At 38.8% G+C, this 25,270-nt stretch carries 23 protein-coding genes, 1 tRNA gene, 1 pseudogene and 1 riboswitch; of the genes and pseudogenes, 23 read left to right on the top strand and 2 right to left on the bottom strand.

Annotation, left to right across the window (positions count from 1 at the left end):
- Positions 1-384 precede the first annotated feature (384 nt).
- The 11 genes from NBH01_RS20645 (at position 385) to NBH01_RS20595 (ending at position 11,219) form a co-directional block, all read left to right on the top strand.
- On the top strand, positions 385-1,221 hold the full coding sequence (locus NBH01_RS20645; protein ID WP_008764723.1) for a M23 family metallopeptidase: 837 nt from the start codon (positions 385-387) through the stop codon (positions 1,219-1,221).
- 11 nt (positions 1,222-1,232) lie between these two features.
- Positions 1,233-2,009 carry a hypothetical protein gene (locus NBH01_RS20640; RefSeq protein ID WP_008764722.1) on the top strand — a complete coding sequence of 259 codons (777 nt, stop codon included), beginning with the start codon at positions 1,233-1,235 and terminating at the stop codon, positions 2,007-2,009.
- A gap of 17 nt (positions 2,010-2,026) precedes the next feature.
- Positions 2,027-2,089: riboswitch (Fluoride riboswitch) on the top strand.
- A gap of 27 nt (positions 2,090-2,116) precedes the next feature.
- A complete protein-coding gene (crcB, locus tag NBH01_RS20635; RefSeq protein ID WP_008764721.1) occupies positions 2,117-2,491 on the top strand; it encodes a fluoride efflux transporter CrcB in 375 nt (124 codons plus the stop codon).
- Between the two features lie 20 nt (positions 2,492-2,511).
- On the top strand, positions 2,512-3,174 hold the full coding sequence (locus NBH01_RS20630) for a pentapeptide repeat-containing protein (protein ID WP_008764720.1): 663 nt from the start codon (positions 2,512-2,514) through the stop codon (positions 3,172-3,174).
- A gap of 179 nt (positions 3,175-3,353) precedes the next feature.
- A complete protein-coding gene (eno, locus tag NBH01_RS20625; protein WP_008760327.1) occupies positions 3,354-4,634 on the top strand; it encodes a phosphopyruvate hydratase in 1,281 nt (426 codons plus the stop codon).
- 128 nt (positions 4,635-4,762) lie between these two features.
- On the top strand, positions 4,763-5,326 hold the full coding sequence (locus NBH01_RS20620; RefSeq protein ID WP_008764719.1) for an RNA polymerase sigma factor: 564 nt from the start codon (positions 4,763-4,765) through the stop codon (positions 5,324-5,326).
- Entirely contained in the window at positions 5,323-5,730 is a 408-nt protein-coding gene (locus tag NBH01_RS20615; protein WP_061473083.1) for a hypothetical protein, read from the top strand. The genes NBH01_RS20620 and NBH01_RS20615 overlap by 4 nt, the downstream gene beginning before the upstream one ends.
- 7 nt (positions 5,731-5,737) lie before the next feature.
- On the top strand, positions 5,738-6,823 hold the full coding sequence (locus tag NBH01_RS20610) for a hypothetical protein (protein ID WP_008764717.1): 1,086 nt from the start codon (positions 5,738-5,740) through the stop codon (positions 6,821-6,823).
- A gap of 189 nt (positions 6,824-7,012) precedes the next feature.
- The gene (locus NBH01_RS20605) at positions 7,013-9,448 is read left to right on the top strand and encodes an outer membrane beta-barrel family protein (RefSeq protein WP_250700257.1); all 2,436 of its coding nucleotides are present in this window, start codon (positions 7,013-7,015) and stop codon (positions 9,446-9,448) included.
- Between the two features lie 24 nt (positions 9,449-9,472).
- Entirely contained in the window at positions 9,473-10,513 is a 1,041-nt protein-coding gene (locus NBH01_RS20600) for a sensor histidine kinase (protein WP_008764715.1), read from the top strand.
- A 1-nt stretch (position 10,514) separates the two neighbouring features.
- Complete coding sequence (locus NBH01_RS20595; protein WP_008764714.1) at positions 10,515-11,219, top strand: LytR/AlgR family response regulator transcription factor; 705 nt, start codon at positions 10,515-10,517, stop codon at positions 11,217-11,219.
- A 68-nt stretch (positions 11,220-11,287) separates the two neighbouring features.
- Here the strand turns inward: NBH01_RS20595 and NBH01_RS20590 are convergent.
- Positions 11,288-11,361, bottom strand: a tRNA-Thr gene (locus NBH01_RS20590).
- A gap of 314 nt (positions 11,362-11,675) precedes the next feature.
- On the opposite strand from NBH01_RS20590, the gene NBH01_RS20585 reads away from it, so the two are divergent.
- From NBH01_RS20585 to NBH01_RS20560, 6 genes are read left to right on the top strand one after another with little or no spacing between them, the layout of a single operon-like run.
- Positions 11,676-12,227: a DUF4199 domain-containing protein gene (locus tag NBH01_RS20585; protein WP_008760323.1), complete on the top strand. Its 552-nt coding sequence runs from the start codon at positions 11,676-11,678 to the stop codon at positions 12,225-12,227.
- Between the two features lie 23 nt (positions 12,228-12,250).
- Positions 12,251-13,201 (top strand): glycosyltransferase family 2 protein, encoded by a 951-nt coding sequence (locus NBH01_RS20580; protein ID WP_225679299.1) that lies wholly within the window; start codon positions 12,251-12,253, stop codon positions 13,199-13,201.
- Positions 13,202-13,221: 20 nt separating this feature from the next.
- Complete coding sequence (locus NBH01_RS20575; protein ID WP_011109333.1) at positions 13,222-13,773, top strand: DUF6452 family protein; 552 nt, start codon at positions 13,222-13,224, stop codon at positions 13,771-13,773.
- Positions 13,709-14,503: a DUF6048 family protein gene (locus tag NBH01_RS20570; RefSeq protein WP_008764712.1), complete on the top strand. Its 795-nt coding sequence runs from the start codon at positions 13,709-13,711 to the stop codon at positions 14,501-14,503. Before NBH01_RS20575 ends, NBH01_RS20570 begins: the two co-directional genes overlap by 65 nt.
- A 6-nt stretch (positions 14,504-14,509) precedes the next feature.
- Positions 14,510-15,091, top strand: coding sequence for a manganese efflux pump MntP (locus NBH01_RS20565; RefSeq protein WP_008764711.1), 582 nt, complete (start codon positions 14,510-14,512; stop codon positions 15,089-15,091).
- A 39-nt stretch (positions 15,092-15,130) separates the two neighbouring features.
- Positions 15,131-16,147, top strand: coding sequence for an FAD:protein FMN transferase (locus tag NBH01_RS20560; RefSeq protein WP_008764710.1), 1,017 nt, complete (start codon positions 15,131-15,133; stop codon positions 16,145-16,147).
- 125 nt (positions 16,148-16,272) lie between these two features.
- On the opposite strand, the pseudogene NBH01_RS20555 reads toward NBH01_RS20560, so the two are convergent.
- Positions 16,273-16,488 (bottom strand): annotated as a pseudogene (locus NBH01_RS20555) (DMT family protein); the annotation flags it as partial.
- Positions 16,489-16,558: 70 nt separating this feature from the next.
- Here NBH01_RS20555 and NBH01_RS20550 point away from each other — a divergent pair.
- From NBH01_RS20550 to NBH01_RS20525, 6 genes are all read left to right on the top strand, one after another.
- A complete protein-coding gene (locus tag NBH01_RS20550) occupies positions 16,559-18,373 on the top strand; it encodes a recombinase family protein (protein WP_057329269.1) in 1,815 nt (604 codons plus the stop codon).
- A gap of 48 nt (positions 18,374-18,421) precedes the next feature.
- Positions 18,422-19,276: a hypothetical protein gene (locus NBH01_RS20545; protein ID WP_154398090.1), complete on the top strand. Its 855-nt coding sequence runs from the start codon at positions 18,422-18,424 to the stop codon at positions 19,274-19,276.
- 261 nt (positions 19,277-19,537) lie between these two features.
- On the top strand, positions 19,538-20,446 hold the full coding sequence (locus NBH01_RS20540; protein WP_057329270.1) for a hypothetical protein: 909 nt from the start codon (positions 19,538-19,540) through the stop codon (positions 20,444-20,446).
- 697 nt (positions 20,447-21,143) lie between these two features.
- A complete protein-coding gene (locus NBH01_RS20535; RefSeq protein WP_057329272.1) occupies positions 21,144-21,959 on the top strand; it encodes a hypothetical protein in 816 nt (271 codons plus the stop codon).
- A gap of 103 nt (positions 21,960-22,062) precedes the next feature.
- Positions 22,063-23,916, top strand: coding sequence for an AAA family ATPase (locus NBH01_RS20530; protein WP_250700256.1), 1,854 nt, complete (start codon positions 22,063-22,065; stop codon positions 23,914-23,916).
- A 310-nt stretch (positions 23,917-24,226) separates the two neighbouring features.
- Positions 24,227-25,246, top strand: a complete 1,020-nt coding sequence (locus NBH01_RS20525; protein ID WP_057329274.1) for a DUF3871 family protein — start codon at positions 24,227-24,229, stop codon at positions 25,244-25,246.
- Positions 25,247-25,270 lie beyond the last annotated feature (24 nt).

Below are 25,270 nucleotides of genomic sequence, written 5' to 3'. Positions count from 1 at the left end.
ATTGGCCACATTGAGAAACAACAAAAGAGAGATACCAATCAATAGAAAAAGATTAATAGCAGGGTGGGATAATGAATTCTTATGGGAACTTATTTTACATGATTTATAATGCGTTTTCCCTGAAGGTAGAAAAGATACAAATATAAGCAGGATATCATAGAAAAGACAGTCAGATAAAACACTAACAACCGCCCAATGACAAGGAATACAATATAGTTCAAAATACAATATCCGCATGGGTTCGGATTGAATTATCCTAAAATTTACATCTAATCTGAATACCAGAGACAAAAAAGTTCAAAGTATGCTATGATATTAGCATATAATTGATAAATTTGCAAGCAAAATATCTTACTTTATAACACATAATCTAATATTACTATTATGACACAGCACTTCAGATATACGACATTGGTACTTCTTACAACATTATCTACCGTTTATGCCTCCGCACAGTCTCTGCGAAAATTAATGGAAATGCCTCCGCGCATTATTGAATCGAAATGGGAGCAAACTCCGGAAGGAGGAACAGAATTAAACTATTACAACGGAGACCTGTGCAGTTACTACCTTTTCCGCGAAAATGATCGTTCATACAATTTGAACCCCGGAAAGAACACGGTATTCAGAATAGAGAAAGGCTCCAATGCCAGCAATTCTTTCAAGACTTCAAGCAGGTATATGTTCTTCCGCGGTCAATTCCCCAAAGACTTTCAGATCAGTACTCCTTATGCACTTCCTGTAAAGACCGGCGAAGAAACACAATGGCAGATCGCTCCTCAGGAATCTGCCAAAACTATGATATTCCAAATTCAGGAAGGAGACACCGTCTATGCAACCCGCAGAGGAGTCGCCTGTGCGACAGTGCTGCCACAGCAATTGTTGATATACCACCCCGACCATACCTTTGCCGCTTACCTTATGATGCGTCAAAACTTCATCCAGACGGGTGAAGAAGTCATGACCGGGCAACCCATTGGGATAGCCGGAGTACTCGGAGTATCCATCTCTTATTTTTTTCTTGATAACAATAAATTCGATGCAAACGGCTTCTTAGGTTATCCATATTCTCACTTTACTCCTGTATTCCGCACGGACAAGGGGGATGTAAAACTGGAGGAGAAAACAGCCTATAAATCTGCCACAGATGATGAACTGATTATGCTCGAAATGAGCAAACGTGAAAAAAAGAAATTTCAGAAGCAGAAATACTCAAAATAAAGGGAAACAATATGCGTATATTTTATCTTATCCTCTGTTTCATCTGCCTTTGCGACCTGCTCCATGCGCAGACTGTAAGAATCTCTTATGAAGGCGACCCGCTTACGGACAAAGAACGCCGGAAGATTGAACAGACCCTCCAATATGAAGTCGAATTTTATGCACAATTCGGACTTCCCGATACGCTTAATCTTCAATTGACTGTATTCAACAAAAGGGAAGATGCGCTGGTCTATCTGAACAAATTCAATATACATCCTCCCAAAAGTACAAACGGAATGTATATATCCAGATTACAAAAGGCCATCATATTAAGCAGAGAAAAAGAATACCAACAAGGTCTGGGCGTCATCTATCACGAACTGAGCCATCACCTCACCTTGCAAATCACGGCAGGACGTCCTCCGATATGGTTCAACGAGGGACTTGCCGAATATTTTGAGCATTGTAAAGTTAATAAAAAAGGACTTCAGCACACGTTTACCGATTACGAAAAAGGAAGAATCCGCACTATATATATGTTGGGGGACATTGATCTGCTCACCTTTATCAACAGCCGCCAAAAGGAATTTATGAAGCAGCAAAGAACCGACGAACAATACGCCTATATCCTCTCTCATGCACTCGTCACTTTCTGGATCGAGAAAGTTCCCCGGCAGATATTACGTGATTTTGTACTCTCCTTTCAAAACAAAGATGACTCATCCATTGTTTCCGAACGGATAGATAAGGTTTACACCGGAGGGTTCAAACAATTTGAAAAAGATTTTGAAGCCTTCTGCAAATAGTTTTATCTTTTTTCTATCTTTGCACCGGCTATGGGATTAGCCTTTAACCGCCCTTTGGAGCTGATGATCCCTACAATTTGAATGTATAACTCTTAAATTGTCAGCTTATGCTCAAGACTTTACTCTTTATCGGTATGGGAAGTTTTACCGGAGGCGTTCTGCGTTATCTCATCTCGCGTTACGTTCAGAATTTCTTGACACCTTCCTTCCCTTTGGGAACACTTCTGGTCAATGTACTCGGTTGTTTCGCCATCGGCCTGTTTTACGGACTCTTCGAACGGGGAAATCTGATGAACCCCAATCTGAGAATGTTTCTCACCGTAGGATTCTGTGGAGGATTCACCACCTTTTCAACCTTCATGAATGAGAACTTTCAGTTAATCAAAGACGATAATTTCTTCTACCTCTCACTCTATGTAGGCCTCAGCTTGTTTGTAGGATTCATTATGCTGTACTTGGGATATTCACTTGTAAAACAATAAACATAACATATCTACATCATATGATCAAAAGAAATGCAGCCAAGCCCGTCCGTGTGGCTCCTCCCATGATGGAGGAACAGGAAGTCAGTACAAGCACCTTGCAAGAACTGCTCGAAAAAGAGGAAACCGTCTCAAATCTCATATTCAGCAAAGGAAGAGAAGAGGGAATCAGCAAGTCTTACAAGAGTTTCAAGAACTGCACTTTCCGGAATCAGACATTCAGCGAATGTAAATTCCGTTCTTCTCAGCTGGCAGATATACGGTTTGAGAACTGCGACCTGTCCAATATATCTTTTGCAGAAAGCTCCCTTTACCGGGTAGAGTTCATTGCCTGCAAATTACTAGGAACCAACCTTTCAGAGACGACCATGAATCATGTTTTATTGCATGACTGTAATGCCTCTTACATCAATCTGGCGATGAGCAAAATGAATCAGGTACGCTTCTCGCACTGCCATTTCCGGAACGGAAGTTTCAATGACTGCCGTTTCTCTTCCGTCGCCTTCGACAGTTGTGATTTGGTAGAAGCTGACTTTTCTCATGCTCCGCTCCGTGGAATCGACCTGCGTACTTCGCGCATCGGCGGAATAACACTTAATATCAGCGACCTGAAAGGAGCTGTCATTACTTCCTTGCAGGCCATGGACTTGCTTCCGCTGTTGGGAGTTATTATCGAAGACTAGAATTCTACCAATTTCATCCATCCGCATTCAAACAAAAAGCATCGTCACATTGTTATTTAATAAGACCGGACTAATCACATCTAGGGAGTATGATTCGAAAGAATACCTATTTATAGTGATTTTCCACTCTCTGTCAAGTCCGTACTTTTGCAAAAATATTATTCAAAACAATAGAAACGATGAAAATAGAAAAAATTGTAGCTCGAGAAATTCTCGATTCAAGAGGTAACCCCACAGTAGAAGTTGACGTAGTATTGGAATCAGGTATCATGGGACGTGCGTCTGTTCCGTCAGGTGCTTCCACAGGTGAACATGAAGCACTCGAACTTCGTGATGGTGACAAGCAACGTTACGGTGGCAAAGGCGTACAAAAGGCGGTGGACAATGTAAACAAGATCATTGCTCCGAAACTGATCGGTATGTCTTCTCTCAACCAAAGAGGAATCGACTACGCAATGTTGGCACTCGACGGTACTAAAACCAAGTCCAATCTAGGTGCTAACGCTATTCTTGGCGTATCTCTCGCTGTAGCCAAAGCAGCAGCCAGCTATCTTGATCTCCCTCTCTATCGCTATATCGGCGGAACAAATACATACGTAATGCCTGTACCGATGATGAATATCATCAATGGCGGTTCACACAGTGACGCTCCTATCGCATTCCAGGAATTCATGATTCGTCCGGTAGGTGCACCCTCATTCAGAGAAGGTTTGAGAATGGGCGCCGAAGTATTCCACGCTTTGAAGAAAGTACTGAAAGATCGTGGCCTCAGCACTGCCGTAGGCGACGAAGGTGGTTTCGCTCCTAACCTCGAAGGTACGGAAGATGCTCTGAACTCTATCATCGCAGCCATCAAAGCTGCCGGATACGAACCAGGTAAAGACGTAATGATCGGTATGGACTGCGCTTCTTCCGAATTCTACCATGACGGTATCTACGACTATACCAAGTTTGAAGGTGCCAAAGGCAAGAAACGTACCGCCGAAGAACAGATCGACTACCTGGAAGAACTGATCAACAAATTCCCAATCGACTCCATCGAAGACGGTATGAGCGAAAACGACTGGGAAGGCTGGAAGAAACTGACTGAACGTATCGGCGACCGCTGCCAGTTGGTAGGTGATGACCTGTTCGTTACGAACGTTGACTTCCTCGCAATGGGTATCGAGAAGGGATGTGCAAACTCTATCCTGATCAAAGTAAACCAAATCGGTTCGCTGACCGAAACTCTGAACGCTATCGAAATGGCTCACCGTCATGGCTATACGACTGTCACTTCCCACCGCTCCGGCGAAACGGAAGACGCAACGATTGCAGACATCGCAGTAGCTACCAACAGCGGACAGATCAAGACCGGTTCATTAAGCCGTTCGGACCGTATGGCTAAATATAACCAACTGCTCCGCATCGAAGAAGAACTCGGTGACTTGGCTGTATACGGATATAAGAGAATCAAATAATCTTTATTCTCTTTTCAGATATCTTTCCCCCGGGCAATGTGTTGTCCGGGGATTTTTTTATATATTTGATGACTTACAAACGACCTGAAGCATTTTGCTACGTATCATATAGTAAACAGGAATAAATAATGATGAATCAGGAAAAAATACAGGAACTGGTCAGCCGAAGTCAGCAGGACGACAAAAGGGCCTTCGCCCTACTGGTTTCAGAATTCCAGCCACTGGTATTCCGACTAGCTTTCCGTTTACTTTGTGATGAAGAGGAAGCCAGAGACATAACACAAGAAACATTTGTAAAAGTATGGTTATCCCTGAAAACGTACAATCAGGAAAACCGCCTGTCAACCTGGCTTTACAAAATCACCTGTAACACCTGTTACGACCGTTTGCGTTCGTTACGCCATTCTCCGCTGGATAATGAATCCGCCTTTTCCGATTCGGTAAATATTCCTTCTGACGATCATATTGAGATATCTCTTTCCAACAAGCAGTTGAAAGAACTGATATTGCGATATACCAACGAACTGCCTCCCCAGCAGAAACTCGTTTTCACGCTTCGGGATGTCGAAGAGTTGGAGGTAGCAGAAGTACAGATTATCACAGGATTATCGCCCGAAAAGATAAAAAGTACCTTGTACCTTGCCAGAAAGAACATACGTAATAAAATGAATCAAATAGATCCCGACTTATGAAACAAGAAGATAAACAGTATGAAAAATGGCTGACCGAAGTCAAAAGTAACCAGCCGATATTGGAGAATCCGGAGGAACTGACCGCTACCATCCTCAACAGAATATCCGGGATCTCACCGGAAAGGAAACGGAGAAAGTTTCTCATAGGAGCATGGGCATCCGGCATTGCCGCCTCATTATTACTCCTGCTATTCATCAATGACACTTGCTTCACTTCTGTCCCTCACCGGACAGAAATGCAAAATGAATATGATAACTGGTCAAACAGCATTCCATTACCTGACAACTGGGAAGAAATGCGACTGCTGGAAAAGAACACTTATCTATCCTCTCAATATACGCAACACCGGAAATCCCGGAAGATGCAAATCTTACAAGTCATCAAAAAAAAACGATTAAAATAGACAGAATATGAAAACCAACTATTTCTTAATAACCATGCTACTGTTACTTAGCATGACTTCTTGCAGCACCTATTATCGGATGACTTCACGGGTTGAAAGGGACGGAAGTATGTACAGAGAAATCTATGCACAAGGTGATTCCGCTTTCATCGCAGGAGATAAGACACATAATCCATTTCTGTTTCAACCGAATGCCAACTGGCAATTAGTAAATCTAGACTCTACAATTAAATTCAACTTCTGGGGCGAAGAAGAAAAGCTGAATGTAAAAGCCTGCCAAAAACTCTCCGGAGTAGATGGAGAATACTTCACTGTTGACAAAGGTAAAGAGCATCTGAGTGCCATGGCTATACCTATGGAACGGGTAAAGAAGAGTTTCAGATGGTTCTATACCTATTATATATATACCGCCACTTACAAAGAACTTCAGGACAAAGGTCCTGTACCTCTTGACAATTATCTGAATAAGGAAGAGCAAATGATTTGGCTTCATGGAAACGATGATGCCTTCAGAGGCATGAACGGCATCGAAATGAATGATAAACTGGATAAACTCGAAGCTAAATTCGGAGAATGGTATAACCGCAATGTCTATGAGATCAATTGGGAAGTCATCCGCCACTTCACTTCTTTACAAGGAGATACCGCTTGCCTGCAGTGTCTGGAGGAATTGAAAGATTCTGTCTACAAGAAACATTCGTCAGAAAAAGGCGACAGTATGGGAGACGCTGATATCGAGGAGGTCTGCGGTATGTTTGATAAAGCTTGCAGTACGAAATACTTTTCGGACCTTTATAAAACAAATAAAGAAATGATGGATGCCCTGTGCGAAGAGAAAATCAACATCGCCGAAGTCTTCTATCATGCTATACAATTTGAGTTGACACTGCCGGGCAGACTGCTCACCTCTAACGCCAAAGTTCTGAAAGATAATGTAGTCATTTGGAAAATAGACGGCTTCCGGCTTCTCGCTGGTGATTATATACTTACCGCAGAGTCACGGGTCATTAATTACTGGGCATTCGGGATTACTTTATTCATGATGCTGTTTGTCTTAGGAATTTTCATCAAATTATACAGGAGGAGATCATAAAAGCAGTAACAAATAGCATCGTCGTTTTCAGACTCTTGCAGCAGTCCTCAACCGGATGATTGATAATCATACTGTATAGCAGATAAGCCTTTTCGTTTCATCAAGTAAATCATTCCATTCATCAGATTAATTTGAGTACGCGAAACCATCAGGGTAATTTTGAGGTCAGAAATCAATTAAACTATTTAAATGATGAAGACTCTTAAAATCTATTTCCTGCTTATGCTGCTGATTCAGACAATCAGCATATCCGCACAGTCAGTCATATCGGGTAAAATAACCAATAACGACAGTTCACCCATAGTCGGCGCGACAATATTGTTATCAAACGGTATGGACTCTACCTATATAACAGGGACGACCTCCGACTTGGACGGACGATTTAAAATGATAAATGTCAAATCGGGCAATTACTTTCTTTCCTTGTCAATGATCGGATATAAGAAAGCAAATATCCCCCTGCAGATCAAGGAAAGCATGAATCTGGAATTGGGTGACATTACACTGGAAGAAGATTCTTATATATTGTCTACTGTAAATATAATCGGCAAGCGCCCTCCAATCAAGGCCGAACCGGGAAAGATGACAGTCAACTTATCATCTGCCCTATTGAGTACGGACGGTAATATACTGGATGCACTGAGAAAACTACCGGGAGTAATCGTTCAGAATGACGGAACAATTATTCTTAATGGCAAATCAGGGGCGAATGTTTTAATGGATGATAAAGTGACCTATTTATCGGGAGAGAACCTCATCAATTACCTGCGCTCCATCCCTGCCAGTTCTATTGAAAATATAGAACTGATATCCCAGCCATCATCAAAACACGATGCTTCAGGCAGTTCGGGCATCATTAACATTCAAAAAAAGAAAATCAAAGAACAAGGTATAAGCCTTACAGCTTCCTCCGGTCTGGAACAAGGAAAACATACTAAAGGGAATGAAAACCTGACTCTGAACTTTCACCACAATAAATTGAATATGTATGCCGACTATTCTTATTATTGGGGAAAAGATTTTATAGAACTATCGGTTTCCGGTCATTACCTGGATCCGATGACTTTAAAACCTCTTGAACTGAGAAAAGATTTTGATAGTGATATAAACCGGCAATACAAAGGGCATTATATCAAAACAGGGGTCGATTATGACTTGTCGGAGAAGATAGCCATCGGAACATACTTCTCATCAAGCTGGCTCAATAGGAACAAACAAGAAGTGACTGTATCTGACTTTTTTAATAACGACAAGACTCAAAGCGACTCAACCTTAACAGCGTTAAGCACACCGGACTATAGCTACACCAATATCATAGGGGGAGCGAACATGATATACAAATTTGCGAAAACAGGAAAATGGGATGCTTCTTTTGATTATCAGCTTTTTAATCAAGAGGATAACCATCTGCTGAAATCCTTTTTTCAGACAGGTATTCATCCGGTAAAAGGAGACACATTGTCCGGTATAACCAATGGGGAGATTAAAATATACAGCGGACAAACTAATTTGAGCTATGATATCTCTGACAAGTTCGGAATAACCACCGGGCTCAAATCGGTTTTCGTACATATAAGCAGTGATGCCTTATACAAAAACCTGATTGCCGGTGATTGGAGAGAAGACAGTGATCTCAGCAGTAGTTTTGCTTATCATGAGAATATCTACGCAGGGTATCTTCAGCTAAACGCTAAATGGTCTGCCAGATTTTCAACAGAAATAGGCTTACGATTAGAAAGTACATATACAAAAAGCAATTATAATTCAGCCGTTCAGGACTCGGTATTCAACCAAAGCTATGTACACCTCTTCCCTACTTTGATGGTTCAATATCAGCTTTCCGAAAATCATAATTTGTCTATGGCATACAGCCGTCGCATCGTCCGCCCCAATTACAGAAATATGAATCCTTTCGTTGAGGTCAGAGACCAGTTTTTATATGAACAAGGAAATACCGAATTAAGACCAGAACTAATAGATAATATAGAAATCTCATGGCTACTCAAAAAACGATATTCATTCAATGTATTCTACTCTCACAGGAGTGATCCTATCTCGTTAAGTTTTTTAGTCGAAGATAATAACCGTGTCTTACTAATGCCGCAAAATTTATCAGGCAATAACTCATTCGGAGTAAGAGCCGGCTTGAATAACCTAAAACCATTCCAATGGTGGACATCCCATATAAACGGATCTTTAACTTATAAGAAATTCAGTTGGGCAACACTTGGGAAAACACTAAAAAATGAAGTGACAACACCCATGCTACATATCAGCAATCAATTTACATTACCATACGGCTGGGATGCGGAAGCCCTCGGATTTTATAGTGGAGAAATGATTGAAGGACAGACCAGAGTGAAACCTTTATGGACAATATCTCTCGGAGTCCGCAAAAACCTGTGCAATAACAAATTTAGTTTGTATATTTACGCACATGATATATTTCATTCGAACCGCCCCCATGTAAGTATGGAGACTAACTATCTGTATTACGCGTCTCAGGAAAAAAACGACAGCAGAATGATAGGCATATCGCTCAGTTATCGTTTCAATCGAGGCAAAGAGATTAAGAAATCTCAGAATGAAAACAGAATAGAAGAAAGTAAACGGATAGGTTTGTAGTATCAAAGATTAAAATAGCAACTAATGAACTTAAAGTACGAATGGATTAACACCCTATTTATAATACTGCCACTTTCCTTGTGCGTATTTATTATTGTAGATATCGCTTATAATGAGCGAATATGGGAACTGGATACTTTTGCCGTAAAAGCACGTTTACAGGCATTGGGCATCACTGTTGCTTACTTCTATCTTTTAAACTATATTTTTAAGCGGGTAGCCCGCTTCTTTATCGACAAAAGCAAAGATGAGAAGAAAGCAAACTGGAAAGAATACGTATGGGTGTTTCTGATAAACTTCGTCTTCCTAAATATCATGCATACATTCATTATGTTTTGCATAACGATGGCCGGGACTTTCAAATGGGGCGAATCGGCATTGATCAATGTGACAGGAGCTCTCCTGGCGTTTCTATATTATATAATGATACGCAATAGAATTTTATTCAAGAGTCTTATCGAGCAAAGCCTTCAATTAGAAAAAGTAAAAGTCGACCAACTGGAGACCGAACTTAAATTTCTGAAATCCCAATATCATCCGCATTTCCTGTTCAATGCTTTAAATACCATCTATTTTCAAGTGGATGAGAATAACAAAGTAGCCAAACAAAGTATCGAGCAGCTCTCCGACCTGTTGCGATATCAGCTTTATGATATAGAAAAGGAAGTGACGATGGAACAGGAAATAAATTACCTGAGATCATATATTGCCTTTCAGCAATTGCGGATGAGCGAAAGGCTTATGTTGGATTTATATTTCGACCCGCAACTAAAAGAGCAAAAAATACATCCTTTATTACTTCAGCCACTGATCGAGAATGCTTTCAAATACGTAAGAGGAGATTACAAAATAAAACTGGAAATCAAAGTTGACGGAAACCAGATTCAGTCTGAGATAAAAAATTCAATATCCTCCTCCCCATCTACTGCCAACAAAAAAGAGAAAGGGATAGGCATTGAGAATTTAAAACGCCGGCTTGACCTTCTGTATCCTGAAAAATACAGCTTAGACTTCAAACAAACAGACCATATGTTTATCGCTAAATTAACCATAAACACTGATTGATATGAAAATAAAATGTATCATTACAGATGATGAACCTATAGCAAGAAAAGGCTTGCGAGGGTATATCGAAAAAGTAGATTTCCTCACCTTGACCGGAGAGTGTGAAGATGCCGTCCAACTAAATACAATACTGAAGACCCAAGAAATAGACCTTCTGTTTCTTGATATCGAAATGCCCGAAATGACAGGTATAGAACTGTTGTCTAATCTAACAAATCCGCCCAAAGTTATTATTGTATCAGCTTATGAACAATACGCCCTAAAAGGATATGAGTTTAATGTAGTGGATTATCTTTTAAAACCTGTATCTTTCGATCGTTTTATCAAATCTGTCAACAAAATCTACGATTTGTTACAAACGGAGCAAAAAGAAAAGAATGATTATATATTTGTGAAGAGCAACAAACTATTAAAAAAGATTCTGTTCAAGGATATTCTCTACATTGAAAGCATGGAAAACTATGTTGTCATTCAGACAGTCTCATGCAAGGAAGTAGTGTATACTACTCTGAAACAACTCAATGATTCATTGCCGAAGGATGTTTTTCAACAGACTCACCGCTCATATATTGTGAATCTTGAAAAGGTTACTGCTATTGACGGCAATCAGCTGACCCTCTCCTCTTACAAAATACCAGTAGCCCGGACCTTCAGAGACAGTATCTTCAACCTGATACTGAATAACCGGCTAATAATCAAAAGCTAAACCGGAGCGACACAGGATATAAAAGAAAAAGCATCCAAGTAAAATACCTGAATGCTTTTTTCTTTCTGAGCCTCTTGTCGGATTCGAACCAACGACCCCGAGATTACAAATCACGTGCTCTGGCCAACTGAGCTAAAGAGGCGGGTGGGTAAGCTTACTATATCGCGCCGCTACAACCAACTACCTTTGCTGCGATCAAGCCCTGGAGGATTCGAAGGGAGCTGGCCGTATAGGACTTACCCGTTTTGCGGTTGCAAAGGTAGGCATTTTTATGGATTCTGCAATAGCTGTAGGTAACTTTTTTGCATAAAAGGAAGTAATACTCTACGTTTCAAGCAATTAAAAATCAAAAAAAATATTCGAGTGCCAACTTTTACTGCTTTATTAACTTTAACAACCATATTCCCTTTACCAACCGATATTATTTGTACCTTTGTGCGCAATTTATTAACGAAGATGACAGAGAACAGAAGCTATTTACAGAAATATGCCATGCACTTTGGCACGTATATGGGAATCTATTGGATATTGAAGTTCATTTTATTTCCGTTGGGATTTCACATCCCTTTCCTTTCACTATTATTTGTAATCCTGACGTTGGCAGTGCCGTTCATTGGTTATCACTACGTGAAGATGTATCGTGACAAAATATGTGGAGGAAGTATCCAATTCTCTCATGCGGTTCTCTTTACCATATTCATGTATATGTTTGCTTCCCTGCTGGTAGCCGTTGCACACTACGCCTATTTCCAGTTCATTGACCACGGCTTTATCATCAACTCCTATATCCAGTTATGGGACGAACTGATGACTAAAACACCCGCTTTGATGGAAAATCAAGAGATAATAAAAGAAACGATAGATACTGCCCGTTCACTTACTTCCATCAATATTACCATGCAACTCCTGTCATGGGATGTATTCTGGGGAAGTTTACTGGCCATTCCTACCGGATTGATGGTAATGAAGAAAGCACGACCGGAAAACAATACCCCGGCCCAATCATAATTCGTAATTCATAATTATTAAAAATGAATATATCAGTTGTAGTCCCATTATTCAATGAAGAAGAGTCACTGCCCGAACTCTACGCTTGGATAGAACGGGTAATGAAAGCCAACGGATTCTCATTCGAAGTGATTTTCGTTAACGACGGAAGTACAGACCGTTCATGGGAGGTAATAGAAAAACTCAAGGCCCAATCGGACTGCGTAAAAGGCATCAAGTTCCGCCGCAATTACGGTAAATCACCCGCACTCTACTGCGGATTTGCAGAAGCACAAGGAGATGTGGTGATCACAATGGATGCCGACTTACAGGACAGCCCGGACGAAATACCGGAGTTATACCGGATGATTACGGAAGACGGATACGATCTGGTGTCCGGATGGAAGCAAAAAAGATATGATCCGCTATCAAAGACACTGCCGACAAAGTTATTCAATGCTACCGCACGTAAAGTATCAGGTATTCCAAACCTGCACGACTTCAACTGCGGTCTGAAAGCCTATCGCAAAGATGTCGTGAAAAACATCGAAGTATATGGCGAAATGCACCGCTATATCCCCTACCTTGCAAAGAATGCCGGATTCCAGAAGATAGGTGAAAAGGTAGTACACCACCAGGCACGTAAATATGGCTTTACCAAATTCGGATTCAACCGTTTCTTCAACGGATATCTGGATTTGATTTCTCTTTGGTTCCTGTCTAAATTCGGAGTGAAGCCGATGCATTTCTTCGGATTATTAGGATCGCTTATGTTCTTTATCGGAATGATCTCCGTTATCATGGTAGGTGTCAGCAAACTGCACGCAATGTACAACGGTCTCCCCTACCGGCTTGTAACCGATTCTCCTTATTTCTATCTATCGCTCACAGCGATGATTATCGGTACACAGTTATTCCTTGCCGGATTCCTGGGAGAACTGATCTCACGTAATGCCCCCGAACGGAACAATTATCAGATAGAAAAGAAAATTTAATTCACGCCCAATAACCGATTATGAAGAATTTAATTCGTATCTTTTTAATAGTAGTAATTGTTGGTGCAGGTATAAGCATCGGCAGTTCGTGTTCGGACGAAAATGATTGCTCGCTGGCGGGACGCCCCATGATGTACTGCACATTGTACACAATTGACGAGATAACCGATCTCAGGGTAAATGACACACTGGACTCATTAACAATTACAGCATTGGGAACAGACTCAATCATTCTCAACAACCAGAAAAAAGTACATACGCTGATGTTACCGTTACGCTATACCAGCGATACTACTGTATTTATACTCTGGTACAATCCGAATAGTCCTACTAACAAAAAAGATGTTGATACATTATATATTATACAAAAAAACACACCGTATTTTCAATCAATGGAATGCGGATATATGATGAAGCAGAACATTCTCAGTACCAAATTTGGAAATACCAAAAATAGTTCGGAAAGAATAGATTCTCTACATATACAAAATAAAGAAGCCAATACAAATGAAATTGAGAATTTACAAATATTCTATAGATATCGCGACCGCACGCCTCCTACGATTGAGTAGTGTGCTACTCCTCTTTTGTATTGGAATCCCGACAATTGCTCAACAACAACGACCGACTCCCGTACAAAAAAGAGACCAGAAGAAGAAAGAGGCTGTAGTCGATACCATCCCGTTTTATAATGGGACGTATGTCGGTGTGGACATATACGGCATCGGAAGTAAAATGCTAGGTGGCGACTTCATGAGTTCCGAAGTCAGCATAGGCGTCAACCTTAAAAACAAGTTTATCCCGACCATCGAGTTTGGTATGGGAGGAACAGATACATGGAATGAAACGGGAATACACTACAAAAGTAAGACCGCCCCATTCTTCCGGATTGGTGTAGACTATAATACGATGGCAAAGAAAAAGGAGAAAAACAGCTATCTATATGTAGGTCTCCGCTATGCGTTCAGTTCATTCAAGTATGATGTATCGACCCTGCCGGTTGACGATCCGATTTGGGGAGGAAGTATCGGAAATCCGAGTCTGGAAGACGACTACTGGGGAGGAAGCGTCCCTTTCAGTCATTTAGGGATGAAAGGGTCTATGCAGTGGTTTGAATTAGTGGTAGGTGTCAAAGTACGCATTTACAAGAATTTCAATATGGGCTGGTCTGTACGCATGAAATATAAGACAAATGCTTCGACCAATGAATACGCCAACCCTTGGTATGTGCCCGGCTACGGAAAATTTAAATCAAATAACATGGGAATTACCTATTCCCTCATTTACAAATTACCTCTTTAAAGAATAATGACAGGACTAGAGATTTGGCTGCTTGCAATAGGCTTAGCGATGGATTGTTTCGCTGTTTCAATTGCAAGCGGTATTATTTTGAAACGTACTCAATGGAGACCGATGCTGGTCATGGCTTTGGCGTTCGGACTTTTTCAGGCTCTGATGCCATTCATTGGATGGATGTTTGCAAAGACTTTCAGCCACCTGATAGAAAGTGTAGACCACTGGATCGCCTTCGCTATCCTTGCCTTCTTGGGCGGACGTATGATTCTTGAATCTTTTAAAGACGAGGACTGCCGTCAGACATTTAACCCCGCAAGTCCGAAAGTCGTATTCACAATGGCGATAGCGACAAGTATCGATGCACTGGCAATAGGCATCTCCTTTGCCCTGCTCGGAATCAACAACTATACCGAAATCCTCTCTCCTATCCTTATCATCGGATTCGTATCATTCGTCATGTCGCTCATTGGCCTTTACTTCGGTATCAAATGTGGTTGTGGATGTGCACGGAAATTAAAGGCGGAATTATGGGGCGGCATCATTCTAGTCGCTATCGGATTAAAAATATTGATAGAACATCTATTCTTACAATAATAAGCATTGGTTCCTCTAATAAAAAAAACAGAAAAACGTATGAAAACAAAAAAGAGTTTCCTTTGGCTGGCCTTCCTCATCTTGGCAACGATCTGGATATTAGCCAGACGTAACCAAAAAGCAGAGTTTAATACCGCCAGTGGTTTTGTGTTTGGGACAGTATACAAGATCGCGTATCAACATGACGCTGATCTGAAACCGGAGATTGAAGCGGAATTAAAACGTTTCGACCAGTCTCTCTCACCGTTCAATGACAGTTCGGTCATTAGTCGCGTCAATCGCAACGAAGAGTTGGTGACAGACAGCTTTTTCCAAACTTGCTTCAACCGTTCTATGGAAATCTCCCGTGAAACAAAAGGAGCTTTTGACATAACGATAGCCCCTCTTGCCAATGCCTGGGGATTTGGCTTTAAGAAAGGCGCCTTCCCTGATTCATTGATGATAGACAGCCTGCTACAGATTACCGGTTACGAAAAAGTGAAGCTGGAAAACGGAAAGGTAGTCAAGCAAGATCCGCGTGTAATGTTAAGTTGCAGTGCGGTTGCAAAAGGCTATTCGGTAGATGTAATAGCCCGTCTACTCGATCGGAAAGGAATCAAAAACTATATGGTAGATATAGGTGGTGAAGTAGTAGTAAAAGGTAAAAATGCGACAGGAGATCTGTGGCGTATCGGAATAAACAAGCCGTACGACGACTCATTAGCTGTTAAGCAAGATATACAAGTAGTACTCAACCTGACAGATTTAGGTATGGCTACTTCGGGAAACTACCGCAACTATTATTATAAGGATGGCAAAAAGTATGCTCATACCATCGACCCCAGAACAGGTTATCCGGTACAGCACAGTATCCTATCTTCTACTGTGATTGCCGAAGACTGTATGACGGCTGATGCTTTGGCTACCTCTTTCATGGTAATGGAACTGGAAGAAGCCGAAAAATTCTGTAAAGCAAATCCTATGATCGATGCCTACTTTATATATAGCGGCGAGAATGGAGAGTTTAAGACTTACTATACGGATGGTATGAAACGATATATGCCTGATGCCAAATAGAAAAATGCTTTGCAAATAAGCATATAAACGGAGGCTCCATTTCATACGAATAGAGCCTCCGTTTATATAAAACAGCACCTCTGTTGAAGCCAAACGAAGCCTCTGTTTCAGAGTGGCTGAAACAATTATTTCATAAACACAAAATAAACAGCTGCAATCAGGCAAACAAATGCTGCCAGATGGTTCCAGTGCAATGTTTCTCCCTTAAAGAAAACAGTGGTAAAAACAGTAAATATAATCAAAGTAATCACCTCTTGAATCACTTTCAACTGCATCAGCGAGAATGGACCGCCATTCCCGACAAAGCCGATACGATTCGCCGGTATTTGACAAGAATATTCACTTAACTAAATAAACTTGCCCAAGTGAAATTTTATACCTATATTTGCTTCATAATCAATATATTACATTATGATAAAAATTATAGGATACGCACGAGTTTCTACTACAAAACAAGACTTATCTCGACAAAAGCTAAAGATTAAGGAGTTCTGTGAGAACAACAATTATGAGTTAATTGAAATTATTGAGGACTTTGGAATATCTGGTGTGGTTGCAGACAGAAAAGGTTATATCGAATTACAAAGTAAAACCTACAAAGATGCAGACATGATAGTAATTTCTGAGTTATCACGTTTGAGCAGGCAAGAAGATGTAACAGAGACAGTTTACAACATTCAACAGATTATTAATAAAGGATTATCTGTAATACTCTTAGATAGTCCCAGTAAAATTTATGAAGCTAATAAACTTTTAGACATTACAGAAATACTTATCCTCACTATCAAAGCATGGGCAGCAGCACAAGAAAGATTGGATATTAAAAAGAAGAACCAAGATGGGAAGCAAGCTCTCTTCCAAGCTTATCCTTATGCAGTTGTAGACCAAAAAATACCTTATGGATATAAAGCAGTTCCTAACCCCAATGGGAAACGTCCTAAATATATTTTAGAAGAAGTACCAGAAGAAGTAGAGAATATAAAAAGACTCTTCGCTTTAGTAAACTCTGGTAAGACACTGGGAGCAGTAGCCAGATATTTCAATGAAAGGAATATTACTTTTAGAGGATATTACAGCACTGTTGCCATTCTAAGCAACTATATCCATAGTGATATTTATAGAGGAATCAGAAGAAGAACACAGAGATTAGGTAGAGAAGAACCTTATACCATCAAGGTTAGAATAAAACCTATTATCAGTGAAGAGGATTTTATGAAAGCACAAGAGCTGATTAAAAACAACTATAAAAATACTCCAACTGGAAAAGTCAATCATAATCCATTAAAAGGAATCATCAGATGTAGATGTGGGAGAGCCATGACTGTAAAAGACAAAAAGCCAGCAGCAGGAATTTCAAAACTAACATATAGATGTAGCTGTGTTGATAGGAAATCTCACCCAGACTTCTGTAAATATAATATTGATGAAGTTTCTTACGACCTTACGAATGAAATATTATATAGTCTTTTCAAATCTATGCACACAGCAGAATATATCAACTTCTTTAGGAACCAAACAGACAATAGAGTTACAGAGCTACAAGAGGAAATAGCTGGAATTGAGAAACGTTTGTCTGCCCTATATCTTGATAAAGAGAACTTATCTAATGAAAGCCAAGATAATGCCAATAAGTTTCTACTAACCACCAACCCTACCCTTTTAAACATTATCCAAGAGAAACAGAACCAGTTAGATGAGAAGATAAAATCTATTGATAAAGAAATTATAAGATATAAAAAGTCACAGAGTAAAAAGATGGCAGACATCGAAAGGATTAAAGATAATAATGGTAAAGAGAAGCTTCAAAACCTTAGCATCGAAGAACAAGGAGAACTATATCATAAATATTTGGAGAGAGTGAATTATATTCCTGTCACTACCATGCAGGGATATTATATTGTACAGTTCCTTAATGGAATTAAATTCTATATAGCTATTACGAAAGTCAGAAGCATTGCAATGGCTTCTCTCCTATTAGACAACTGGACGATTGATAAAAAAGGAATTATAACAGCTAACTATGATACTTTAAAGTCCAGTGATATGAAGAACTTTAGCATAGAAATGATTAGGAAAACAAAGACTATGACTTTACAAGAATATCTTAAATCAGACCTTGCAAAAGAAAGAGCCTTGCATCTTGACCTTAGTTATAGAGAAAGATACTTAGAAGAACTACATAAAGCAGGTTTGGATGGTAGGCTCAGACCATTTAAAAAGGAATAACTTCATCCTTTTTAATTATCTTTGCTTCCAAACCATATAAGCAAAGATATGAGACCAATTGAAAGACTTGAAGAAACTTATTTCCCTAAAGACATAAAGTTACTTGAATACATGGAGGAAGTAGCAGTACTTTATGTACCAGATTATGATATAGACCATGAAACAGGAGAACAATATATTTATGGCACAACCGCCTTACCCTTATTCATAAGAAGATACAATCAGAATAAGCTATATGGTAACTTCACATACGAAGATTATATAGCCAATGAAGACATACAGAATACACTAAAAGGTTTAGGAATTGATATAGATAAGTTCTGGTTTCTACTTCTGTTCATCTTTGACTATACTTGTGGAACGTGCTTGGATGGAATGAAAGCTACAGGCATTGGAATAGAACAGCTCACCAAATTCGCCAAAGCCATAGCTGACAACCATAAGGAGATTAACCAATTTGGAGTGAGTTTTAAGAAACCTATCACTATCTCTGTAAAAGTAGAGGGCAAGCATCAGATAGTAATTGACAATGCCAATGCAATAGGCTACTTGGCTACTACCATCATCAATAACCTAAAGGAGATAGAGGAACATCCTTGGATGCAGAGCCAACAAGTCAGCATAAGCACCCATGCAGAAGAAAAGGAATCCATTCAGATATACCTATTTTATAAAATGTTTAACGACTTCTTCAATCTATCTCCATATAATAAGCAGTTTAATGTCAGACAAAAGAAAGGAAGTACCATATCACTTAGTAAGACATTGCTCATATCAAGGCTTATCTATTTCACCAAGTTATCCAAACATAATAAATTCTCAGAAGATGAAGATGTTTTAAAAGGCTACATCAAGCAATATAAAGACAAGAGAATTGATACTGTGAACAGCATATATTGCTAATAAACTTCTAATAATTAGCACAGTCCTGCTTCATACCATTAAGAGGGTACATGAAAGCAGGACTTTTTTTCTCTCTTTTAATCCTGCCATTATATCCCATCTTTGCAGCGTCAAAAACGATAGCGGACGAGCTGACAATTAAGAGGGGAAGTAAAACCACTCATTAATTTCTCTCTTTTAATCAGCCCAGAAGCAGGTAGTTTTGCAATATCAAAATTAACAAAAGCTGGAGCGCACCAGTCTAAAAACTGCAAAGAAAATATGATGACTATTTATTTTTATGGCAGCAATCGTGAAATCGTAGCAGAGAATGTAAAGAAGTGCTATTCTATGATTGAGAAATATGGCTTCAATGCAGCAATGGGTAAGATTAAGTTAGTTGGCAGCGAGGATTTAACAGGAGAGAAATTATTAAAAGTTTCCATTGTACCTAAGTCCAATGCCAAACCTCTTTCAATAGACAACTGGATGCTGAATACAGAAGAGGTTACAAATGCTACTGAAAGAGTAGCAGCTAAAGCTCCTGTAGATGGACAACACAGAATGATAGCCATGTTCATACTGGAGGTAGAAGGTTTTCTTGATTTTAATGAGGAAGAAATGACTGAAACCATTAAGAAGCCAGAGAATATGAGTTTAGCATTATTTACAGCTTCTATCAACAATGGCAGACCTTGGAATTATAAAGACTTTAGCAAATCAAAGTTCCAAACAGGAAACGAGAGAATTGATTATATTGAAGCACAAATTCAAGAAACAGGATTGAAGTCTGACGTAATCTATAGTTTTTATACATTAGGACAAGCAGAAATTAAAGCCAATGTCGCCAAAGACCTTAAAATGGGCATAAACAGACTACCTAAATCTTTAAAGTTGAATGCAACCACCCAAGAGTTAGGTGATAAAGTTCTAAAGGCTTTCAAGAGCAGTAAAATCTCTGAATCCACATATAACAATGGAAGATTAGCTAAAGGATTTAAGTTGTTCTACAATGAATACAAACCAGAGATTAACCAAATCCAACAGTTAGTTGCCATGATTGACAAAGATGTGTGGTTTAGTAATCAGAAACCAGACGGTAGTGCTGAAGCCAAACAATATTATAAGAATTTTGAGAAATGGTTCCAATATATGAATGAGAATAGCAACAAGCCTGTAGAAACCGCATAACCAATTAACAATAAAGTCCATGTGACAGGTGGACTTACTCTCCCCAAGTTCTTAGACATTCTGAATAGCATCAAGTCTGATTACTAAATGTGTGGTCTTATCATTAGTCCCTCATTCATGGAATTACTATCTTTACAGTACCACAAACAGATAATCCCACCACACAGATTAACGGACTACAAACTATTCAGAATATCTAAAATGGAAGAATTTACTTATGAACAGATAAGGGTTAAGGCTCTTAAACAGGGAGTAAAAGATAACAAGGTTCACATTGGATTGTGGGCTAATCTTAATAACTATCTAAAGACAAGGAGAAAAAAGAATGGAAAGGTTACTACTTATTATATCGCATTACAGAAGTTGGCTTACTGACAAGATAAAAATTGAAACTGAGAGATTCATATTGTCAAATTTGGGAGGTGTGCTTATTCACTTTTTACTGCGTGTCTAAACACCCCCTCTCTACATTCCTACGCTACATTCCAATAAGACCTATGCAATGTCCTTGCGGACACCGCACAGGTAATCTGTAAGCTGGGAGTGACTAAAATCAATGATATGTGGATTTATAACAATCATTTCTATAACAAGCTGAGCGAACTTAGGAAGTCAAACAAATTAAGTTCCTCTAAAATGAGATTCTTATTAAAGACCAACCAAATCATTTTAATCAAACATATTGAGCGATTGCCTTATGAGTTACGAGAAGCTACCATTCAAGGAATATACAGTAATGAGCAACAATCTGATTCAGAAGTTAGGTTGTGCTGATGTTTACAGGACATACGTGTTACTATTGACAGCAGACAAATATATACCGACCACTGACACCACGATAGACCAGCTTGCATCATTCGTTGGAGAGAAACCTGCCAACTATAAAGGTGGTAAGAGTTCCAAATCATTCAATGACAAGTTAAGAGCCACAGGGGAAGTCAGCATACAGAATAAGGACAGTGGCAGGAATGACAGGACTTGGACAGATTATATATTCTTTCCTGTCAGCTTTGGACATTACAGAAGAATCAGCAGAGAGTTCTATGATTCATATAACAGTACACTGGATTTAAAGCTCAGAGGATTTATACTCAAACTATTCAGTGCAGCAGAGCCACACAGTCATACAATTACCTTATCTGTAAGAAAACTGAAAGAACTAATCCACATGGGACATGGTACTATTTCTAACTACATAGAACAACTAAGGGATATGGACTTGTTAGATGAAGTTGGAGATTCAATCATATTAAAGGCTAAAGGTTTGCTTATAGACCTACCCAAAGATAAATATGTGGAGGAAGTGAAAGCTGACTTTGAACACATGATAGCATTTAACGAGAGCAGAGGAAACCCCATTTCAAGGGAGTGCATGATTTATAAGAAGTACAAGGAGAATAATTTTGAGGAAGTTAAGGATATGCACGCTCTTATGAAATCATTATCAAATGGGTTGGTAGGCAGGAAGCAGGAGGTAAAAGACAAGGAAGAACTGCCAGATTTAATCTTATAAAGATATGGCAATAAAAGTTCCAGACTACTAAAAAGATTTAGAGTTCTTTCTTTTAAAGGCATATTAGTTATATATTTGCAATATAACCTTATATATCAATTCAATGGCACAAATTCATCCTGACTTCTATACAATCCAGCATCTCCACCAACCAGCAACAGAAGGAGAACTAATCCTATTAGACTTTTTACAAAAGAATCTAAATATGGAGTTTGAGATATATTACCATCCTTTCATAAATGGTGACAGACCCAATATTGTTATTCTTAAAAAGGGATGTGGAGCTATAATCATATCTGTAAATGATTGGGATTTAACTGACTATGCTATTAATGATGATTTGGATTGGTGGAATAATTCAACTTCAACAAAGGTTCAATCACCTTTCTCTCAAATAAATTACTATAAAGAGAATCTTGTCTCATTACACATAAGTACTTTCTTAGAGAAGAAAATGAATAAGTGGTACTATTCAAATATTATATATACACTTGTTTACTTCCATAAGATGTCCCAAGATAATATTGAGAAGTTTATACATGAGAATATATCCAAGGAAGATAATAAGACCAAATTTTTAAAAGACATAAAATATATACAATATTGGGGATATGATTCTCTTACACTGCAAAACTTAGAAGAATATTTCAGCAAGATAAGAATAGAACAACCTTCTTTCTTATTTGATGAAGATATTTACAATAATTTCAAACGCTACCTCAAGCCACCTTTTCATCAATTAGAAGAAGGGATTAATATTAAGTACACTAAAGCACAAGCAGAACTTATTAGAAGTGAAAGCAGACCCAGACGTAAAATAAAAGGGATTGCAGGAAGTGGTAAAACTCTTGTCCTTGCAAAGAGAGCTGTCAATGCATATCTAAGAACTAATAGTGAAATATTAATTCTAACATTTAATCTATCCCTTAAGAATTACATTCGCGACAAAATCAATGACGTAAGAGAGAGTTATCCTTGGGAGAAATTCTATATCACCAACTATCATCTGTTTATTAAATCAGAAGCAAACAACTATAACCTACCCATAAAAGGATTAAAATCTTATACAGATATTAATTTCTTTGAGCCTGTAAAGAACCACATTAAGAAGTACAAAGCTATATTCATAGATGAGGTACAAGACTACCAAACTGAATGGCTGGAAATAATTACCAAATATTTCTTATACGAGGATAGTGAATTTGTTGTGTTTGGAGATGAGAAGCAAAATATTTACAGAAGACCGTTAGATGAGAACAAAGAACCAATAATTAAAACAATCGCAGGAAACTGGAACAAGTCTCTCAACGCTTCTAAAAGATTCACAAGTGAAATAGGGAAGTTAGCGATGAAGTTCCAGCACCATTTCTTAGAGAATAAATACACCATTGACAATATGGTTGTGTTAGATAACCCTATGCTTGATTTTGAACAAAGGAATATTAAATATGCCAATATTGGAGCGAAAGCCAGCACAGAAAGGATATTCAATATCTATAAAGGGACTTGTAAGAAATATTGCCTTAACCCAGCAGACATTACTATTCTATCTGGTACTGCTGATATTTTAAGAGAAATAGAATACTCTATAAGGACTCAATTAAAAGAGAATACAACCACTACATTTGAAACTAAAGAAGAATATGATAAAAGCGAATTAGAGACCAAATCTAAAAACAACTTTGAAGAGAGGATAAATACAATCAGACGATACAGAAGAAATCACTTCTCAATAAAAACAGGAACTGTAAAGCTATCTTCTATACACAGCTTTAAGGGCTGGGAATCACACACAGTCTTTTTAATCATTGAGCCACATAAAAGTGATTCTATACAAGATTTTGAATCTGTTGAGCTTATATATACTGCGATAACAAGGGCACAAGTCAATCTGTTCATTCTCAACATGGGTAATGAAAAGTACGATTCATTCTTTAATGATAATATCCAAAATTAATCTAACAGAACCACAAGCGAGACACCCCTACCCACATAAACACCCCCTTATAGCTCTTAAATAAAAAAGAATGCTTTAACAATGCAGTCTGACTGCTGACAGAAATAAGCATTCTTTTTAATCTGAGAGGGGGCACGATGTACTATTGCCACAGCCTACCAATAATTTACTAATGCTCCTCATTCCCTTTGAAAGAATCTTTAGGGAAAGACATAGAACAGCCTAAGATGCAAGCAAAGAAATTCACTTGTGTTTTAGGTTTGTTCTTGTTAAATCCATTCAATCAATAACCATTTAATTCAATTTCATTATGAGAGATTTAGTAATTATGCCAGCTATGGCACAGCGTAGAGAATCATTAAACATGGGTGAGTTTGCAGAAGAAGCAATTATTGTGGAAGAAGTTGCAGCACCCAAGAAAGTAAACCATTTCATTGAAGCTAATACACAGGAAGTAACCTTACAGCATCTACAACAAGACTGCATCATTCCAAGTTTTGCATCAATGGAAGAAACCATTAGTCACCAATCCTTTATAGGTGCAGTAGTAGATGCTGCTAAGGATTACTTTCATGGAGAACAGTTTGATATGCCAGAGATTAGAATCTCACACCCTATCAATGGTAGAATACCAAGTGCATTAGGTAAGAAGGCTTCTGAACTGACAGACGAAGAGAAAACTTTGTTCTATCAGAGAATGTGTTTCTGCTTTGAAATTCCATCCATTGTACACGATGAATACGGTAATCGTTTAGCGTTATCCATTGGTGGAGTGAGAGCATATAACGAGATTAACCTATACAGTAAGAAATCTGTGGAGAGATTTAAAATCTTCATAGGTTTTAGGAATCGTGTGTGTTCAAATTTAATGCTCACCACTGACGGTTTACAGGATAAGGTAGAAGTCCTAAGCGTACAGGAACTATATGCAGCAGCATTAAATCTGTTCCATGCTTACAATCCATCCAAAGACCTGCATCTGTTAAGGACACTTGGGCAGATGTCAATCTCAACAAGCGAGTTTTGTCAGATAATAGGTAGGATGAGATTATATCAAGCTCTTACACCCAACCAACAGAAACACTTACCTCGTCTATTGTTGGGAGACAGTCAAATTAATGCAGCTTGCAGAGCATTCGTTTCTGATGCGAACTTTAAAAGCACAGGGGACAGCATTACAGGCTGGCAGCTCTTAAACCTGCTCAATGGTTCTGTAAAATCAAGTTACATAGATAACTTCTTGGAAAGGAATCTTAACTGTACAGAGTTTGTACAAGGCATTCAACGTGCCAAATTAGGAGACAGTGAATACGCTTGGTTCTTGGGCTGAGTGGATTGTTGATTGAGAGAGGAA

The sequence above is a fragment of the Bacteroides sp. B1-V-101 genome (assembly GCF_023656585.1).
GTDB lineage: Bacteria > Bacteroidota > Bacteroidia > Bacteroidales > Bacteroidaceae > Bacteroides > Bacteroides thetaiotaomicron.
Note: the sequence above shows the minus strand (reverse complement) of the source record. Positions and strands in the feature narration are given on the sequence as shown.

Coding starts and splice junctions, on each gene's coding strand:
- NBH01_RS20540 (WP_057329270.1), top strand. CDS start 19,538: ATGATGACTATTTATTTTTATGGCAGCAATCGTGAAATCGTAGCAGAG.
- NBH01_RS20610 (WP_008764717.1), top strand. CDS start 5,738: ATGAAAACCAACTATTTCTTAATAACCATGCTACTGTTACTTAGCATG.
- NBH01_RS20620 (WP_008764719.1), top strand. CDS start 4,763: ATGATGAATCAGGAAAAAATACAGGAACTGGTCAGCCGAAGTCAGCAG.
- NBH01_RS20640 (WP_008764722.1), top strand. CDS start 1,233: ATGCGTATATTTTATCTTATCCTCTGTTTCATCTGCCTTTGCGACCTG.
- NBH01_RS20605 (WP_250700257.1), top strand. CDS start 7,013: ATGATGAAGACTCTTAAAATCTATTTCCTGCTTATGCTGCTGATTCAG.
- NBH01_RS20645 (WP_008764723.1), top strand. CDS start 385: ATGACACAGCACTTCAGATATACGACATTGGTACTTCTTACAACATTA.
- NBH01_RS20560 (WP_008764710.1), top strand. CDS start 15,131: ATGAAAACAAAAAAGAGTTTCCTTTGGCTGGCCTTCCTCATCTTGGCA.
- NBH01_RS20585 (WP_008760323.1), top strand. CDS start 11,676: ATGACAGAGAACAGAAGCTATTTACAGAAATATGCCATGCACTTTGGC.
- NBH01_RS20575 (WP_011109333.1), top strand. CDS start 13,222: ATGAAGAATTTAATTCGTATCTTTTTAATAGTAGTAATTGTTGGTGCA.
- eno (WP_008760327.1), top strand. CDS start 3,354: ATGAAAATAGAAAAAATTGTAGCTCGAGAAATTCTCGATTCAAGAGGT.
- NBH01_RS20530 (WP_250700256.1), top strand. CDS start 22,063: ATGGCACAAATTCATCCTGACTTCTATACAATCCAGCATCTCCACCAA.
- NBH01_RS20550 (WP_057329269.1), top strand. CDS start 16,559: ATGATAAAAATTATAGGATACGCACGAGTTTCTACTACAAAACAAGAC.
- NBH01_RS20535 (WP_057329272.1), top strand. CDS start 21,144: ATGAGTTACGAGAAGCTACCATTCAAGGAATATACAGTAATGAGCAAC.
- NBH01_RS20630 (WP_008764720.1), top strand. CDS start 2,512: ATGATCAAAAGAAATGCAGCCAAGCCCGTCCGTGTGGCTCCTCCCATG.
- NBH01_RS20570 (WP_008764712.1), top strand. CDS start 13,709: ATGAAATTGAGAATTTACAAATATTCTATAGATATCGCGACCGCACGC.
- crcB (WP_008764721.1), top strand. CDS start 2,117: ATGCTCAAGACTTTACTCTTTATCGGTATGGGAAGTTTTACCGGAGGC.
- NBH01_RS20580 (WP_225679299.1), top strand. CDS start 12,251: ATGAATATATCAGTTGTAGTCCCATTATTCAATGAAGAAGAGTCACTG.
- NBH01_RS20545 (WP_154398090.1), top strand. CDS start 18,422: ATGAGACCAATTGAAAGACTTGAAGAAACTTATTTCCCTAAAGACATA.
- NBH01_RS20600 (WP_008764715.1), top strand. CDS start 9,473: ATGAACTTAAAGTACGAATGGATTAACACCCTATTTATAATACTGCCA.
- NBH01_RS20525 (WP_057329274.1), top strand. CDS start 24,227: ATGAGAGATTTAGTAATTATGCCAGCTATGGCACAGCGTAGAGAATCA.
- NBH01_RS20615 (WP_061473083.1), top strand. CDS start 5,323: ATGAAACAAGAAGATAAACAGTATGAAAAATGGCTGACCGAAGTCAAA.
- NBH01_RS20595 (WP_008764714.1), top strand. CDS start 10,515: ATGAAAATAAAATGTATCATTACAGATGATGAACCTATAGCAAGAAAA.
- NBH01_RS20565 (WP_008764711.1), top strand. CDS start 14,510: ATGACAGGACTAGAGATTTGGCTGCTTGCAATAGGCTTAGCGATGGAT.